The sequence below is a fragment of the Saccharopolyspora hirsuta genome (assembly GCF_008630535.1).
GTDB lineage: Bacteria > Actinomycetota > Actinomycetes > Mycobacteriales > Pseudonocardiaceae > Saccharopolyspora > Saccharopolyspora hirsuta.
The window spans coordinates 319,487-336,687 of the sequence record NZ_VWPH01000008.1; the positions used below are offsets into that span (position 1 = coordinate 319,487).

At 71.7% G+C, this 17,201-nt stretch carries 11 protein-coding genes; 6 read left to right on the forward strand and 5 right to left on the reverse strand.

All coding sequences use genetic code 11. The annotated features are described in order from the left end of the window. Positions 1-31: 31 nt before the first annotated feature. The 3 genes from F1721_RS19610 to F1721_RS19620 are packed head-to-tail and all read right to left on the reverse strand — an operon-like array spanning position 32 to position 2,908. The gene (locus tag F1721_RS19610; RefSeq protein WP_150068154.1) at positions 32-931 is read right to left on the reverse strand and encodes a glycine betaine ABC transporter substrate-binding protein; all 900 of its coding nucleotides are present in this window, start codon (positions 929-931) and stop codon (positions 32-34) included. Positions 932-969: 38 nt separating this feature from the next. After that, entirely contained in the window at positions 970-1,866 is an 897-nt protein-coding gene (locus F1721_RS19615) for an ABC transporter permease (protein WP_150068155.1), read from the reverse strand. Further along, a complete protein-coding gene (locus F1721_RS19620) occupies positions 1,859-2,908 on the reverse strand; it encodes a betaine/proline/choline family ABC transporter ATP-binding protein (protein ID WP_170301536.1) in 1,050 nt (349 codons plus the stop codon). Before F1721_RS19620 ends, F1721_RS19615 begins: the two co-directional genes overlap by 8 nt. A gap of 535 nt (positions 2,909-3,443) precedes the next feature. On the opposite strand from F1721_RS19620, the gene mshC reads away from it, so the two are divergent. From mshC to F1721_RS19640, 4 genes are all read left to right on the forward strand, one after another. Continuing rightward, positions 3,444-4,679 (forward strand): cysteine--1-D-myo-inosityl 2-amino-2-deoxy-alpha-D-glucopyranoside ligase, encoded by a 1,236-nt coding sequence (gene mshC / locus F1721_RS19625; RefSeq protein WP_150068156.1) that lies wholly within the window; start codon positions 3,444-3,446, stop codon positions 4,677-4,679. A gap of 157 nt (positions 4,680-4,836) precedes the next feature. After that, complete coding sequence (locus F1721_RS19630; protein WP_150068157.1) at positions 4,837-6,066, forward strand: styrene monooxygenase/indole monooxygenase family protein; 1,230 nt, start codon at positions 4,837-4,839, stop codon at positions 6,064-6,066. Between the two features lie 69 nt (positions 6,067-6,135). Further along, positions 6,136-6,675: a TIGR03086 family metal-binding protein gene (locus F1721_RS19635; RefSeq protein ID WP_150068158.1), complete on the forward strand. Its 540-nt coding sequence runs from the start codon at positions 6,136-6,138 to the stop codon at positions 6,673-6,675. An 89-nt stretch (positions 6,676-6,764) separates the two neighbouring features. After that, complete coding sequence (locus tag F1721_RS19640) at positions 6,765-8,570, forward strand: C69 family dipeptidase (RefSeq protein ID WP_211840531.1); 1,806 nt, start codon at positions 6,765-6,767, stop codon at positions 8,568-8,570. Between the two features lie 72 nt (positions 8,571-8,642). Here F1721_RS19640 and F1721_RS19645 read toward each other — a convergent pair whose 3' ends face one another. Together F1721_RS19645 and F1721_RS19650 are read right to left on the reverse strand one after the other, a co-directional pair. Beyond that, positions 8,643-9,740 carry a chitinase gene (locus tag F1721_RS19645; protein WP_150068159.1) on the reverse strand — a complete coding sequence of 366 codons (1,098 nt, stop codon included), beginning with the start codon at positions 9,738-9,740 and terminating at the stop codon, positions 8,643-8,645. Between the two features lie 287 nt (positions 9,741-10,027). Beyond that, entirely contained in the window at positions 10,028-10,888 is an 861-nt protein-coding gene (locus tag F1721_RS19650; protein ID WP_211840539.1) for a PAC2 family protein, read from the reverse strand. Between the two features lie 274 nt (positions 10,889-11,162). On the opposite strand from F1721_RS19650, the gene F1721_RS19655 reads away from it, so the two are divergent. Then, entirely contained in the window at positions 11,163-13,517 is a 2,355-nt protein-coding gene (locus F1721_RS19655) for a lysylphosphatidylglycerol synthase transmembrane domain-containing protein (protein ID WP_150068161.1), read from the forward strand. Between the two features lie 56 nt (positions 13,518-13,573). Continuing rightward, positions 13,574-17,116 (forward strand): methionine synthase, encoded by a 3,543-nt coding sequence (gene metH / locus F1721_RS19660; RefSeq protein WP_150068162.1) that lies wholly within the window; start codon positions 13,574-13,576, stop codon positions 17,114-17,116. Positions 17,117-17,201: the final 85 nt, after the last annotated feature.

The window sequence follows — 17,201 nt, forward strand, 5'->3', positions numbered from 1 at the left end:
GAACCCGCCCACCGGCCTCCGCCCGCACCGGTCACTGCCCGGCGAAGGAGTTGATCACCTCCGGGTGCGCGTCGGCCCACTTCTTGGCCGCCTGCTGCTCCTGGCCCTTCTGGGCGCTGTTGATCTCGTTCTCCAGCGAGGCCAGCTGGTCGTCGGTCAGCTTGAACTTCTTGATCATCTGGGTGACCTCGGGGAAGTCCTGGCTGAACCCGGCGCGGCCGATCGCGTGCAGCTCCTCGGCCTTGCCCATCGCGCCCTTCGGGTCCTGCAGGTCCTTCAGCGGGTAGCGCGCGTAGGCCCAGTGCGGGTGCCACAGGGTCACCACGATCGGCTTCTGGTCCTTGGTCGCCTTGTCCAGGGCGGCCAGCATCGCCGTGGTCGAGGAGGTCTGCAGGGTGTACTCGCCGCCCAGGCCGTAGGCCGGGATCGCGCTGTCCTTGGTGGTGCGGCTGAGCCCGGCGCCGGGGTCGATGCCGGTGATCACGCCGTTGAACTCCGCGCCCCTGCCCTTGAGGTCCTCGATCGAGTTGATGTCGGTGAGGTACTTCGGCACCGCGATGTTCAGCGTGCCCTGGTCGTACCAGACGCCGAGGTCCTCCAGCTGCGGTCCGTACTGCTTCCAGTAGTCGCCGTGGGTCTGCGGCAGCCAGGCGTCCAGGAAGAGGTCCGGGTTGCGCTGGGCGAGCCCGGCGTAGATCGGGCCGACCTCCAGCTCGGTGGTGTTCACCGTGTAGCCCTTGCGCTCCAGCAGTTCCTTGTAGAGGTAGGTGACGGCGATGTCCTCGTCCCAGGCGATGTAGCCGATGTTGATCGTCTTGGACTCCTGGCCGGTCTGGGCCCCGCGGCCGCCGCACCCGGAGGCGAGCAGGACCAGCGCGGCCAGCGCGGCGACGAGCGCGGTGAGTCTCCGTGATCTTCTGCTGGACAACATGTGCTACCTGCCTTTCTGCGACGGCCGCGGAACCGGGCTCACCCGGTCTTGGCCGCTTTGCGCTCCGCCCGCGCCACCGGCGAGCGGTCCGAGAGCACGGCGGTGATCCGGTCCAGGTAGACCGCCAGGATCACCACCGCCAGCCCGGCCTCGAACCCCTGGGCGAGCCGGACCCTGGTGACCGCCTCGTAGATGTTCACGCCCAGTCCCGGGGCGCCGACCATGCCCGCGATGACTACCATCGACAGGGCGAGCATGATCACCTGGTTGATGCCCGCCATGATCGACGGCATGGCCAGCGGCAGCTGGATCCCGGTGAGGATCTTGCGGGTGGGCGCGCCGAAGGCCTCGCCCGCCTCGACCACCTCGGTGTCCACCTGGCGGATGCCCAGCTCGGTGAGCCGCACGCCCGGCGGCAGCGAGAAGATCACGGTGGCCACCACACCCGGGACCTCGCCGATGTTGAAGAACACGATCACCGGGACGAGGTAGACGAACGCGGGCATGGTCTGCATCAGGTCCAGCACCGGTCGCAGCACCGCGCTGACCTTGCTGCTGCGGGCCATCAGGATGCCCAGCGGGATGCCGATGGCCACCGCGATGACGGTGGCGACCAGCACCAGCGACAGGGTCTGCATCGCCGCCTGGAACTGCTGCATGCTGGCGATCAGGCCGAAGCCGATCAGGCTGAACAGGCCGAACCGCCAGCTGCGCAACCACAGCCCGAGGGCGGCGAACACCAGCACCATGACCAGGACGGGCAGGAAGGTCAGCGCGTCGGCCAGCCCGGTGACCGCGGAGCGCAGGACCAGGTCGATGAAGTCGAACAGCGGGCCGACGTTGTTGTTCAGCCACTCGACGGCCGCCGCGAACCAGTCGCCGACCGGGATGCGCGGCACTTCGTACTGGCCGGGGAGGGGGAGCGCGTCACGCATCGGAGGCCTCCTTGACCGCCGCGGGCGCCTCGGCCTCGCGGCTCAACGCCTCGAAGATCGCGGCCGGTGTCACCGCGCCGAGCAGCTGCTGCCGGTCGTCGATCACCGGCACCGGCTCCGGCTGGTCGCCCAGCCGCAGGAACAGCTCCCGCATGGGCGTGTCGGCGGGCACCGGCTCCGCGCCCGACGGGGCGTCGACCTGCGGGTCCGCCAGCGCCGCCGCGGTGAGCACCCGGCTGCGGTCGACGTCCTGGACGAACTTGGCCACGTAGTCGTCGGCCGGTTCCCGCAGGATCTGCTCGGCGGTGCCGATCTGCACGATCCGCCCGGCCCGCATCATCGCGATCCGGTCGCCCAGGCGCATCGCCTCGTTGAGGTCGTGGGTGATGAAGATGATCGTCTTGCCCAGCTTGGCGTTGAGGTTGAGCAGCTGGTCCTGCATCTCGCGCTTGATCAGCGGGTCCAGCGCGCTGAACGCCTCGTCCATCAGCAGCACGTCGGTCTGCGCGGCCAGGGCGCGCGCCAGCCCGACGCGCTGCCGCATCCCGCCGGAGAGCTGCTGCGGGTAGCGGTCGCCCCAGCCCTCCAGGCCCACCAGGTTCAGCGCCTCGTCTGCCTTCTCGGCGAGCTCCTGCTTGCTCGCGCCCCGGATCTTCAACCCGTAGGCGACGTTGTCCAGCACGGTCCGGTGCGGGAAGAGCGCGAAGTGCTGGAAGACCATGCTCATCTTCTCCTGGCGCATCGCGCGCAGCGCCTTGCCGGACATCGCGGTGATGTCCTCGCCGTCGACGAGCACCCGGCCGGAGGTGGGCGTGAGCAGCCCGTTGAGCATCCGGATCAGGGTGGACTTGCCGGAGCCGGACAGGCCCATGACGACGAACGTCTCGCCCTCGGCCACCTCGAACGACGCGTCCACCACCGCGGCGGTGCCGCCCGCCTCCTTGATCTCGTCTTGGTCGGCCCCGGCCTCCAGTCGGCGAACCAGCTCCGTCGGCTGCGGCCCGAAGATCTTGTAGAGCCGTTCCACGCGTACCGATGTCACCGAATCGCCTCCGCCCGCTTCGCCGACCCGGGCGCGGTCCGCACCCGGTGCCGGGGCAGCGTGAATTGTCGAACCGACCGATCAACCCACGGTGCCCGGATTCGCGTCACAACCCTTTCGGTCCAGTTCGCCGATCATACGTCGCGGAAAGGCCGTGTCCAGCCGATCGGGTGAAGATCTTATTTCGATCGAGATGTTTCCCGGCTGCCTTCCGAGGTCGCTGACCAGGCGTTATCTGGTGCTTTGACGTGCAATTACGCTGATTTTTCGTCCTAATGATCCCACTTTGGCGGCGGTATGGCGAAGTGGTTCTCGGAAAGGATCAAGTCGCTTCGCGAAGTGTCGGTACGACCGATTTGCGCCGACTCGCGGGAAGATCGGGAACCAAGCAGTTTGTTGATCGGAATCCGATTGTTCCCGTAATGGGCGCACGGCGCGGTCGGGCGTTCGGGGCGATCCGGAGCTCCCACGATGTGATACGGGCTATCACCCGGACGGCGGCATCCACCCGAGGGGGACGTTTAAGGTCGGGTGCATGCAACCCTGGTCATCGGTTCCCGTGCCTCGCGTGCCGGGCACGCCACGTCCGCTGCACCTCTTCGACACCGCGGCCGGTGCGGTCAAGCCCACCGAACCCGGTCCGGTCGCGCGGATGTACGTGTGCGGCATCACGCCGTACGACGCCACCCACCTCGGTCACGCCGCCACCTACCTGGCGTTCGACCTGGTCCACCGGGTGTGGCTGGACAACGGTCACCAGGTGCACTACGTGCAGAACGTCACCGACATCGACGACCCGCTGCTGGAGCGCGCCGAGCGCGACAACGAGGACTGGGTGGTGCTCGCGATGCGCGAGACCGCGCTGTTCCGCGAGGACATGGAGGCGCTGCGGGTGGTCCCGCCCGCGGACTTCGTCGGCGCGGTCGAGTCCATCCCGGAGATCGTCGAGGCGGTCGGCAAGCTGCTGGCCTCCGGCGCGGCCTACCGGGTCGACGACGAGCACCCGGACATCTACTTCCGCCACCGGGCCAGCGGCCGCTTCGGCTACGAGTCCAACTACGACGACGAGACCATGCGCGCCTTCTTCGCCGAGCGCGGCGGCGACCCGGACCGGGCGGGCAAGGAGCACCCGCTGGACGCGCTGCTGTGGCGGGCCGCCCGCGACGGCGAGCCGTCCTGGGAGTCCGAGCTGGGGCCGGGCCGTCCGGGCTGGCACCTGGAGTGCTCGGTCATCGCGCTGAACCGGCTGGGCCTGGGCTTCGACGTGCAGGGCGGCGGCTCGGACCTGATCTTCCCGCACCACGAGTTCAGCGCCGCGCACGCCGAGTCGCTGACCGGCGAGTTCCCGTTCGCCCGGCACTACGTGCACGCCGGGATGATCGGGCTGGACGGCGAGAAGATGTCCAAGTCCAAGGGCAACCTGGTGTTCGTCTCCCGGCTGCGCGGCGACCGGGTGGACCCGATGGCCATCCGGCTGGCGCTGCTGGACGGCCACTACCGCACCGACCGGTCCTGGACGGCCGACGCGCTGACCGCGGGCACGGCCCGGCTGGCGCGCTGGCGCCAGGCCGTCGCGCTGGAGTCTGCCCCGGCGGCGGAGTCGGCGGTCGCCCAGCTGCGCGAGCGGCTGTCCGACGACCTCGACACCCCGCAGGCGCTGCGGGCCGTCGACGCCTGGGTGGAGGAGGCGCTGACCACCGGCGGCTCCGACCGCGAGGCGCCGCAGCTGATCCGCACCGCCGTCGACGCCCTGCTCGGCGTCGAGCTCTGAACCGCGGTCCGACCGCAGGGGGTGCCAGTTCTGCCTGGACTGGTGCCCCTGCGGCGTCCGGTTCGGGCAGGGCTGACACCCGGACCGACGCGCCGGGGCGCGTCGGGAATGCTGGTGGGCGCGTGAGCGCGCGCAGGACGGAAGGGTGGTCGCCGGGATGCGGAAGGTCCTGATCGTCGGAGCGGGGCAGGCCGGGCTGCAGCTGGCCTTGGGCCTGCAGGCCCGGCAGTACGAGGTGACCTTGGTGTCCGGGCGGACGCCGGAGCAGATCCGCGGCGGGCGGGTGATGTCCACGCAGGCGATGTTCGCCACCGCGCTGGCCAACGAACGCGCGCACGGCCTGAACTTCTGGGACGCCGAAGCACCGCCCATCACCGGCCTGCGCAAGACCGTCGAGAAGCCGGGGGAGGGGCGGCTGCTGGACTGGCGGGGCGAGTTCTCCCGGCCCGCGCAGTCGGTGGACCAGCGGGTGAAGATGGCGCGCTGGCTGGAGCTGTTCGCCGAGCGCGGAGGCGCGGTCGAACCCCGCACCATCACCGCGTCCGAGCTGGACGCGATGGCACCGGGGTACGACCTCGTGGTGGTCGCGACGGGGGCCGGGGAGCTGGGCCGGATCTTCGAGCGCGATCCGCGGCGCTCGCCGTTCACCGAGCCGCAGCGCGCGCTGGCGGTGGCCTACGTGCGCGGTGCCGCGCCGTCCCCGGACGAGCCCGACACCGGTCTGCTCCGGGCGAACTCGGTGCCCGGCGTCGGCGACATCTACGTCATCCCCGGCTGCACCTTCGGCGGGGCGTGCGACGTCCTGCTGTTCGAGGGCATCCCGGGCGGCCCGCTGGACTGCTGGTCGGACCGCCCCGGAGCGGACCAGCAGTGGGCCCGGATGCGGGAGCTGATGCGCGAGCACCTGCCCTCGGAGCACGCGCGGTTCACCGGCGCGGAGCTGACCGACGAGCGCGCCACCCTGGCCGGTGGCGTGACCCCGGTCGTGCGCAAGCCGGTGGCCGAACTCCCCTCCGGCGCGGTGGTGCTGGGCATGGGGGACGCGGTGGTGGCCAACGACCCGATCACCGGGCAGGGCGCCAACGTCGCCAACCGCTGCGCCGAGTCCTACTTGGACAGCATCGTGGCGCGCGGCGAGCAGCCGTTCGACCGGGCCTGGATGCAGCAGAGCTTCGACCGGTTCTGGCAGCACGCGCAGCACGTGGTGGCCTGGACCAACACGTCGCTGCGCCCGGCCCAGCCGCACGTGCAGCGGATCATGGCCGCGGCGGCGGAGCACCGGGAGATCCGCGACCGCTTCGCGAACGGCTTCGACGACCCGGCGGACTTCCGGACCTGGTTCCTGGACCCGGACGGGGCCGAGGAGTACCTGCGCAGCTTCGGGTGAACCGATGATTCCTCGCGTCCGCGGCGGTCCAAGCCGGTGACCGACGATTCGTCACGCGGAGGAGCACCGATGATCGACCTGAAGCCCGCCTGCCTGCGGATGACCGAGCTGGTGGCGGGCATCGCCGACGAGCAGCTGGACCTCTCCACGCCGTGCACCGAGTACGCGGTGCGCGACCTGGTCGCGCACGTGGACGAGGTGGCCCGGGGATTCGCCTCCGTCGCGCGCGGGGACCTGGAGCAGCCGCCGGTGCCGGAGCTCGGCGCGGACTGGCGGAGCACCGTGGCCGGGCACGTCCGGGATCTGGGCGTCGCGTGGGACGACGAGGCCGCGTGGCGCGGCAGCGCGGACGCGGCCGGGGTGGAGCTGTCCAACGAGGTGTGGGGGCGCATCGCGCTGACCGAGGTGGTGGTGCACGGCTGGGACCTGGCCCGCGCGACGGGGCAGCCGTTCGCGCTGCCGGAGGAGACGTTGCGCGCCTGCCTGGAGCACGTCGAGGAGTTCGTGCCGAAGGCCCCGATCCCGGAGCTCTGGGGCGAGCCGGTCGACGTCCCGGCGGGCGCCCCGGTGCTGGACCGCATCGTGGCGATCACCGGCCGGAAGCCGTGATCAGGCCTGATTGCGCCGGGCGGACTGTACTATTTCACCCAATTGGGTTAAGAAGGGATGCGTTGATCACTCGGAGGTAGGAGGCTCACGTGTCCCGGTTCCGCCGACCCGGCGCGCTCGCGCTGGCGGCGGCGGTCGTGGTGCTCACCGCGCCCGCCGCCGCGGCCGCACCCGCCGCGCCGCCGCCGACCCGCCCGATGCCGGACAAGAGCATCGCCTTCTACGTCGGCAAGAACCGCACCGAGAACGGCGCGACGCTGCTCGGCGGGTTCGGGCACGAGCCGTCCAGCCACTGGCTGGAGATCGTGCCGCGCCAGCAGCACGAGCCGGGCTCGACGATCACCGTCGGCGCCACCGAGGAGGCCGACCTGCCCGGTCGGCTCACGCAGATCCCGCAGGTGGCGGAGACCGCGAAGTACATCACCTCCAACTACTCGGAGTTCGCCGGGTTCCCGGCGCCGCTGACCAACGGCGGGCTCAACGAGTTCCAGGTGGCGGCGCGCGACGTGTGGTCGGACTCGCGGCCCGAGCTGGTCGAGATGACCCCGCCCGGCCAGACCGGCCCCAACTACAGCGACCTCTCGCGCATCGCGATGGAGCGGGCGCACAGCGCGCGCGAGGCGGTGGAGATCCTCGGCGAGCTGATCGACGAGCACGGGTACACCACCTACGGCGGCAACTCGCACCTGTTCGCCGACGCCGACGAGGGCTGGGTGTTCATCGAGTTCGCCGGTGGCAAGGGGCTCTGGGCCGCCGAGCGGCTCGGCCCGGACGACGTGCGGGTGTCCTACCCCGGCTACATCGGAGACTTCCCGCTGGACTACCAGGACAACCCGGACTACGCGGGCTCGCCGAACCTGGTGGACTTCGCCGTCGAGCAGGGCTGGTGGGACCCGGCCAGCGGCAAGCCCTTCAACCTCCAGGAGGTCTACGGCACGCCGTTCCCCGGGCACCCCGGCCGGTCCACCCCGGACGACGAAGCGCCGTGGCGGCACCCGCCGACCCTGGAGGACGAGCTGCGGCAGCTGGGCAAGGTGTCCCTGGTGGACATGCAGCGCATGGTCCGCGACCCCCGCTGGTCCGACGACCGCTCCGGCTACGGGCAGGTCGCCGAGCTGAAGTCCGACCTGCCGCACCCCGAGCTGGCCACGCTGTGGGTGGCGAACACCGCTGCGGTCACCGCGCCCTACATCCCGTTCCACATCGGCGCCGAGACCGTCCCGCCGGAGTACAGCCAGCACCGCTACCTGACCTCCGGCGCGGCGGCGAACTACCTGAGCCCGGAGTACGCGGCGCAGGAGGCGACGCGCTCGGCGACGTACCTGTCGAAGCGACTGATGTACTACACCTGCGACCGGCCCGAGGTGTTCCTCACCGACGTCACCAAGGCGCTGGAGGGCTTCGAGGCCCGCATCATGGCCGAGATCGGTGACACCGAGAAGCAGGCGGCCGCGGCCTACGCGGCCGGTGACGTCCAGCGGGCGCGAGCGCTGCTGACCGACTGGAGCAACGGCTGGGCGATGGAGGGCGTCGACCTCACCGAGTACCTGGTGGAGGACGTCGAAGCGCGCACCAAGGAGCAGTTCGGCATCCGCCGCCCCGCGGTCGAACCGCCGCCCGGTGTGACGGCGAAGGCGGAGAGCCTGGACATGTCGCTGCCGGAGGGCTCGATCTCGGCCCGCGACCGGGTGAACTGCGACCTCGGCAACGGCTGGGCCGAAGGATCCACAGTGGACCGCAAGGGGCAGCTGGGAGACCCCGACGCGGTCCCGGACTACCACGCCTCGGCCCGCACCGGCGGGTCCTTCCCGTGGCTGCCGGTCAGCATCGCAGCGCTCGGTGGCCTGGTGATCGGAGCCGGAGCGGTGCTCCTGGCCCGCCGCCGCGCCAGCTGATCCGCGAAAGCGGTTGTGCGGGTGTAGTTTCCGAAGGGCGCCTTTCGCCGGTCGAAAGGCGCCCTGCGCGCGTCACCTGGCCGCGTAGGCGTCGTGGGACTTGGCGAACTCGTTGCCGTGGTAGACGTCCCAGTTGATGGACCAGGCCATCAGGCCGCGCAGCTTCGGGTAGGTGCCGTGCGGCTGGTAGGGGCCGCAGTTCGTGCCGGAGCGCAGGCAGTCGAGCGCCTTGTGGACCTCCGGGACCGGGGTGAACCCGTTGCCCGCCGGGTTGGCCGCGGGCAGGCCGATCGCGACCTGCTCGGGGGCCAGCGGGGCGAAGGTGTTGTTCGGGTTCCCCGCCAGCGGGAAGCCGGTCAGCAGCATGTCGATCATCGCGACGTGGAAGTCCGCGTTGCCCATCGTGTGGTACTGGTCGTCCAGGCCCATCACCGGACCGGAGTTGTAGTTCTGCACGTGCAGCAGGTCCAGGTCCGCGCGCAGCGCGTCGATCACCGGCAGGTACGCGCCCGCGCGCGGGTCGGCGCCGGTGCCGCCGCCGTAGTGCTGGTAGCCGACCTGCACGAAGAACGTCTCCGGCGCCATGGTCAGCACGAAGTCCGCGCCGTAGCGGTCGTTGAGAGCGCGCAGCGCGTCGATCAGGTTGACCACCACCGGGGTGGTCGGGTTCTTCAGGTCGGTGTCGCCGGGTGCCAGCTCCAGCGAGTGGCCCTCGAAGTCGATGTCGATGCCGTCCAGGCCCCAGCGGTCGATGATCTCCGAGGCCGACGCCACGAACGCGTCGCGCGCGGCGGCGGTCTCCAGCCGGACCTGACCGTTGGCGCCGCCGACCGACAGCAGCACCTTCTTGCCCTCGGCCTGCTTGGCGCGGATCCCGGCGAGGAACTCCTCGTCGCTCTCCACGCCCGGGCACTCGGCGGCCTGGCAGCGGGTGAACTCCAGCTGTCCGGAGGTGGGGGAGGTCGGTTCGGCGAAGGCCAGGTCGATGACGTCCCACTCGGCGGGCACGTCGGCCATCCGCACGTAGCCGGAGCCGTTGGCGAAGCTGGCGTGCAGGTAGCCGACCAGGGCGTGCTCGGGGACGGCGGCGGGTTCGGGGGCGGCGGAGGCCGGTGCGGCGGCGAGGACGAGCCCGGCCAGCGCGGCGAGAGCGGTGCGGATCCGTGACATGGGTGCTCCGATCCGGAGGGAGTGAGCCGGAGCACAAAAAATGGACTAGACCACTGACCGAGGTCAAGGTCCAGTCCATTTGTCGCCACGCGCGCCCGGGTCCCCGGCCGCGATTTCAATGGAAATCAGATGTCCGATTTCCATTGAAATCGCACCACTGACCCCGAGCCCGGGTGCGTCGGCCTGGGGCGCTGCGGGGTTGCAGTTTCAATTGAAACTGTGAACCGGCCCCCACGGTGACCGCAGTTTCAATTGAAACCGCGGTCACCGCCGACGGACCGGTGCGGTCAGCCCGGGCCGGGGCCCAGCGGGCCCTTGCCGCCCGGGCCGCGGCGGCGCAGGTAGCGCTCGAACTCAGCGGCGATGGCATCGCCGCTGGTCTCGGTCAGCTTGACCTCGGCGTCCCCGCGCTCCTCCAGCGCTCGGACGTAGTTGCGGACGTCCTCGTCCTCCTCGGCCATCTCGCTGACCGTCTGCTCCCACTCCTCGGCCTGCTCGGGCAGGTTGCCCAGCGGCACCTCGACGTCGAGGGCGTCCTCCACCCGGTGCAGCAGTGCCAGCGTCGCCTTCGGCGACGGCGGCTGCGAGACGTAGTGCGGCACGGCCGCCCAGAACGAGATCGCCGGGATCCCGGCCTGCACGCAGGCGTCCTGGAACACCCCGACGATGCCCGTCGGCCCCTCGTAGCGGGAGCGCTCCAGGCCGTACCGGGCCGCCGACTCGGCGTCGTAGGCGGCGCCGCTGACCGGGACCGGCCGGGTGTGCGGGGCGTCGGCGAGCAGCGCGCCCAGCGTCACCACCGTGCGCGCGCCGATCCGCTCGATCTGCTCGACGAGCTCGGTGCAGAACGCCCGCCACCGCATGTTCGGTTCGATGCCGTGCACCAGCACCACGTCGTGCGCGCAGCCCGGCGGGCGGCAGACCGACAACCGCGTGGTCGGCCACGAGACCTGGCGGGTGATGCCGTCGACCAGCTTGACCGTGGGGCGGGTGACCTGGAAGTCGTAGTACGGGTCCGGGTCGAGCTCGCTCAGCGGTTCGGCGTCCCAGATGAGCTGCAGGTGCTCGATCGCGGAACTGGCTGCGTCCCCGGCGTCGTTCCACCCCTCGAAACCGGCGATGACGATCGGATCGGTCAAATCGGGCAGTTCGGCGCGCGATTGTTGGTTGGTGTGTGCGTCGCGATCGGTCACTGACCCAGCCTACGACGCCGCGCCGACGCGAGCGCCGGACGTACCGGGCCCGGCGATCAACGCCCCTGGATCGTGATCAGCGGTCGGTTTGACGCCCGCAGCACCAGGCCAGACCCTTGACCGCAGAGCCCGCCCGGCGAACCCGACCGCGCGCGGCGGAACCCCAGCCCAGCGGAAGCCGGGGCGGGGTGAGCGGCGGGCGTTCGATCGCCTGCGGAGCGGATGCCCAGTGGACCACACCCGGCCGTCGCCGAACGGGGAGCGGGGGATCTCCCCGCGGTCCCGGCTGCGGCTGTCCATCGGACGGCGGCCGCGCGACCTCGCCCAGCTCGGCCTGGTCGGCGGCCTGCTGGTGCTCAGCGTGCTGCTCGTGCTGGTGCCGGTGAACCCGGTGGAGCTGGCGATCTACGACCAGCTCGGCCGGATCCCGGCGGTGTCGGACCCGGTGTGGGTGGTGCTGCGCTGGTGCGGCACGTGGGCGGGCATCGCCGCGGCGACCGCGGTCGCGGCCTACTCCGGCTGGATCCGGGTGGCGCTGCTGTGCGCGGCGGCGGGGTCGGCGACCTGGGCGCTGGCGCTGGTCATGCACCAGGTGCTCGGGCTGCGCCAGGTGGCGCCGACCGGCGCGTTCCCCTTCCCGGCCGAGGAAGTGGCCGTCGTGACGGTGCTGGCCGTGATCATCGCGCCCTACGTGGGCGGGTACGCCCGCTACGCCGGGTGGGCGCTGGCGGTGCTCGTCGGCGTCGCCGTGGTGCACCTGGGCGGGCACCTGCCGCTGGCGGCGGTGGGCGGGGCGCTGCTGGGCTGGGGTGTCGGCACGCTGTTCCACGTGGTGTGGGGCGCGCCGGGGCGGCGGGTCTCCGACCTGGTCGTGCGGGACGAGCTGGAGCAGGCCGGGCTGGCCCCGCGGTCGATCCTCGCGCTGCGGCACCGGTTCATGGAGCCGCGCGAGTTCGCGGTGCGGACGGCGGACGGGGCGACGCTGCGGGTCAAGGTGGTGCGGCGGATGAGCCGCCGGGCCGGAGCCTGGTACAAGCTCAAGCGGCTGCTCGCGCTGCTGGACGTCCAGGACGAGCCGCGGCTGTCGACCCCGCACCACGAGGTCGAGCACGAGGCCTACGTGACGCTGCTGGCCGAGCGCGCGGGGGTGCGCACCCCGCCGGTCGTGCTGGCCTGCGACGTCGAGCACGCGCCCGCGCTGCTGGTGGTGCGCCAGGTGGCCGGGCGCCGCCTCTCGCAGCTGCGCGCGGTGGAGGTCGACGACGAGCTGCTGGCCGAGATCTGGGCGCAGATCGCCGCGCTGGCCCGGGCCCGCATCGCCCACCACGACCTGCGGGCGAAGAACTTCCTGGTCGACGCGCAGAACCGGCCCTGGCTGCTGAGCTTCACCTTCAGCCACGCCGGGGCCGGTGCGGCGCGCTGCGCGCGGGACCTGGCCGAGGCGCTGGTGTCGATCGCGTCGGTGGTGGGCGCGGAGCGGGCGGTGAGCTCGGCGATCCGCGCCCTGCCCGCCGAACAGCTGGAAGGGGCGCTGCGCAACCTGCTGCCGATGGCGCTGCCCAGGCGCATCCGCGCGCAGTCGCCGCACGGGCGCTTCCTGATGGCCGAGGTGCGGGAGGCGCTGGCCGACGGGCTCGGGCAGCCGATCCCGGGGTTCCGGTCGCCGGTCCGCCCGGTCACCGTGATCGGGCTGCTGCTCATCGGCGCCGCCGTCTACCTGCTGCTGCCGGAGCTGTCCAGCATGGACGAGGTGCTCCTGGCCGCCCGGCACGCAAACTGGGGCTGGCTGGCGGTGGCGGTGCTGACCGGGTTCCTGGCGATCGTGCTGTCGTCGATCTCGGTGCAGGGCTCCAGCTCCACCCCGCTGCCGTTCTGGCGGACCCTGGCGGTGCAGGTGGCCGCCGCGTTCACCGGCCGCACCACGCCCGGCGGGGCGGGGTTCTTCGGGATCAACGTGGTCTACCTGGAGCGGCTGGGCCTGCGCCGACCGCTCGCGGTCGGGGTGACGCTGCTGAACCAGGCCGGGACCGGGGCGGTGGCCTTCGCGGTGGCCGTGGTCGGGGTGTTCGCGGTCGGCCTGTCCGGCACGTTCACCCACCTGTCGATCCCGACCGGGTGGCCGGTGCTGGTCGGCGCGGCTGCGGTGCTGGTGCTGGCCGCCGCGGTGCTCGCGTCGCCGTTCGGGCGGCGGCGGATCGTGGCACCCTCGTTGGAGGTCGGCCGCGAGCTGCTGGACACGCTGCGCCACCCGGTGCGGGCGGTGCAGCTGTTCGGCGGGGCGCTGGGCTACCTGGTGGTGTCGGGGCTGGGGCTGGCCGCCTCGCTGGCCGCGCTGCACCCGGAGTTCTCCTGGGCGGCGGTGACCGTGGTGTTCATCATCGGCAACACCCTCGGGCACCTGGTGCCCTCGCCCGGCGGGCTCGGCGCGGTGGAGGCCGTCCTGCTCGCGGGCCTGGGCGCGATGGGGGTCCCGGCGACGGCGGCGGTGACCGCGGTCCTGCTCTCCCGCCTGCTGACCTACTGGCTCCCGGTCCTGCCCGGCATCGCGATGTTCCGCTACCTCCAGCACAAGGGCGTCATCTGAGACCGCCGGTACCACGATGTGGGAAATGGGCGCGACCTGCTCCGTACGCTGGGTCCATGTCGCATTCTGCCTGGTCACCGCTGCTGACGGCGCTGGAGCGCCGCGTTCTCGCGGCCGACGGGGCGATGGGCACCATGCTGCAGGAAGTGCCGCTGACCCCGGACGACTTCGCCGGGCTGGAGGGCTGCAACGAGATCCTCAACGTCACCCGGCCCGACGTGGTGCGCGAGGTGCACCGCAGTTACCTCGAAGCCGGGGCGGACGCGATCGGGACCAACACCTTCGGCGCGAACCTGGCCAACCTCGGCGAGTACGGCATCGCCGACCGCATCCGCGAGCTGGCCGAGCGCGGCGCGCAGCTGGCGCGGGAGTGCGCCGACGAGTTCACCACCGCCGGGCAGCCGCGGTTCGTGCTCGGCTCGGTGGGGCCGGGCACCAAGCTGCCGACGCTCGGGCACATCACCTTCGAGGAGCTGCGCGACGCCTACGAGGAGCAGACCGTCGGCCTGCTCGACGGCGGCGTCGACGCGGTGCTGGTGGAGACCTCCCAAGACCTGCTGCAGACCAAGGCCTCGGTGCTGGCGGCCAAGCGCGGCATGGCGCGCACCGGGCGCCGGGTGCCGATCCTCGCCCAGGTCACCGTGGAGACCACCGGGACCATGCTGCTCGGCACGGAGATCACCGCCGCGCTCACCGCGCTGGAACCGCTGGGCATCGACCTGATCGGGATGAACTGCGCGACCGGGCCCGCGGAGATGGGCGAACACCTGCGGCAGCTGGCCAAGCAGGCGCGGGTGCCGCTGTCGGTGATGCCCAACGCCGGGCTGCCCGAACTCGGCCCGAACGGCGCGGTCTACCCGCTGACGCCGGAGGAGCTGGCCGAGTCGCTCGCCGAGTTCGTCGTGCAGTACGGCGCCCGCCTGGTCGGCGGCTGCTGCGGCACCACCCCCGAGCACATCCGCCAGGTCGGCGAGGCGGTGCGGCACCTGGACCCGCCACCGCGCCAGCCGCGGCCGGAGCCGGGCGCCAGCTCTCTGTACCAGGCGGTGCCGTTCGACCAGGACGCCTCGGTGCTGGTCATCGGCGAGCGCACGAACGCCAACGGCTCCAAGGCCTTCCGCGAGGCGATGCTGGCCGGAGACCACGACACCTGCGTCGAGATCGCCAAGGCCCAGACCCGCGACGGGGCGCACCTGATCGACCTGTGCGTGGACTACGTCGGCCGCGACGGCACGGCCGACATGGCCGAGCTGGCCTCGCGGCTGGCCACCGCCACCACGCTGCCGGTGGTGCTGGACTCGACCGAACCGCCCGTGCTGCGCGCCGGGCTGGAGCGGCTCGGCGGTCGCTGCGTGGTGAACTCGGTCAACTACGAGGACGGCGACGGCCCGGACTCCCGCTACCGGCGGGTGATGGAGCTGGTCCGCGAGCACGGCGCGGCCGTCGTGGTGATGTGCATCGACGAGGACGGCCAGGCCCGCACCAAGGACTGGAAGCTGCGGGTGGCCGAGCGGGCGATCGCCGACCTGACCGGGAACTGGGGGCTGGCCGAGTCCGACATCATCGTGGACTGCCTGACCTTCCCGATCTCCACCGGTCAGGAGGAGGTGCGCCGGGACGGCATCGAGACCATCGAGGCGATCCGCGAGCTCAAGCGCGCCCACCCGGAAGTCCGCACCACGCTGGGCATCTCCAACGTCTCCTTCGGACTGAACGCGGCGGCGCGGCAGGTGCTCAACTCGGTGTTCCTGCACGAGTGCCGGGCGGCCGGGCTGGACACCGCGATCGTGCACGCCTCGAAGATCCTGCCGATGAACCGGATCCCGGACGAGCCGCGGCAGGTCGCGCTGGACCTGGTGCACGACCGCCGCCGCGAGGGCTACGACCCGCTGCAGCGGTTGATGGAGCTGTTCGAGGGGCAGACCGCGAAGTCCAGCCGGGCTTCGCGCGCCGAGGAGCTCGCCGCGCTGCCGCTGTTCGAGCGGCTGGAGCGGCGGATCGTCGACGGCGAGCGCAACGGCCTGGAAGCCGATCTGGACGCCGCGATGGCGGAGAAACCACCGCTGCAGATCATCAACGAGAACCTGCTCGCCGGGATGAAGGTCGTCGGCGAGCTGTTCGGCTCCGGGCAGATGCAGCTGCCGTTCGTGCTGCAGTCGGCGGAGGTGATGAAGGCCGCGGTGGCGCACCTGGAACCGCACCTGGAGAAGGATTCCGCCGCGGGCAAGGGAACTCTCGTGCTGGCCACGGTCAAGGGCGACGTGCACGACATCGGCAAGAACCTGGTCGACATCATCGTGTCCAACAACGGCTACGACGTGGTCAACCTCGGCATCAAGCAGCCGATCGGCGCCATCCTGGACAGCGCGCGCCAGCACGGCGCCGACGCCATCGGCATGTCCGGGCTGCTGGTGAAGTCGACGGTGATCATGAAGGAGAACCTGGCCGAGCTCAACGCCAGGGGAGTGGCGCAGGAGTTCCCGGTGCTGCTCGGCGGTGCGGCGCTGACCCGGTCCTATGTGGAGAACGACCTGGACGAGCTCTACGAGGGCGAGGTCCGCTACGCGCGGGACGCCTTCGAAGGCCTGCGGTTGATGGACTCGATCATGGAGCGCAAGCGCGGCGGCGCGGTGGTGCCCGACGCGGCGGCCGAGGCGAAGAAGGCCGAGCGCAAGGCCCGCCGCGAGCGTTCGCTGCGCATCGCCGAGAAGCGCCGCGCGGCCGAACCGGTGCAGCCGGTCGGCCGGTCGGACGTCGCCGAGGACGTGCCGGTGCCCGCGCCGCCGTTCTGGGGCGACCGCGAAGTGCGCGGCATCCCGGTGGGCGAGTACGCCCCGTTCCTGGACGAGCGCGCGACGTTCTTCGGCCAGTGGGGGCTGCGCGGCGCCAAGCAGGGCCCCTCCTACGAGGATCTCGTCGAGACCGAGGGGCGCCCGCGCCTGCGGTACTGGCTGGAGCGGTTGGCCACCGAGGGGATCCTGCAGCACGCGGCGGTGGTCCACGGCTACTTCCCGTGCGTCTCCGAGGGCGACGACCTGGTGGTGCTGGCCGAGCCCGAGCCCGGCGCCGCGGAGCGCTGCCGCTTCACCTTCCCGCGCCAGGCCCGCGACCGGCACCTGTGCCTGGCGGACTTCTTCCGCTCCCGAGAGCACGCCGAGCGCACCGGTGCGGTGGACGTGCTGCCGCTGCAGCTGGTCACCATGGGCCAGCCGATCGCGGACTTCGCCAACGAGCTGTTCGCGACGAACGCCTACCGCGACTACCTGGAGGTCCACGGCCTGGGCGTGCAGCTCACCGAGGCGCTGGCCGAGTACTGGCACCGCCGCGTCCGCGAGGAGCTGCGCTTCGCCTCGGGAACCCCGGTCGCCGCCGAGGACCCGTCGGAGGTGGCGGACTTCTTCCGCCTGGGCTACCGCGGCGCCCGCTTCTCCCTCGGCTACGGCGCCTGCCCGAACCTGGAGGACCGGGCCAAGATCGTCGACCTGCTCAAGCCGGGACGCATCGGCGTCACCCTCTCCGAGGAGTTCCAGCTCCACCCCGAGCAGTCCACCGACGCCATCGTCGCCCACCACCCGGAGGCCAAGTACTTCAACACCTGACCGCTCCACCACCCGGGTGAACACCTCCCGGTGCGGGTGGGGAGGGATTGGACACTTTTGGTGGGGTCGGTGGGGGTCGCGGTGT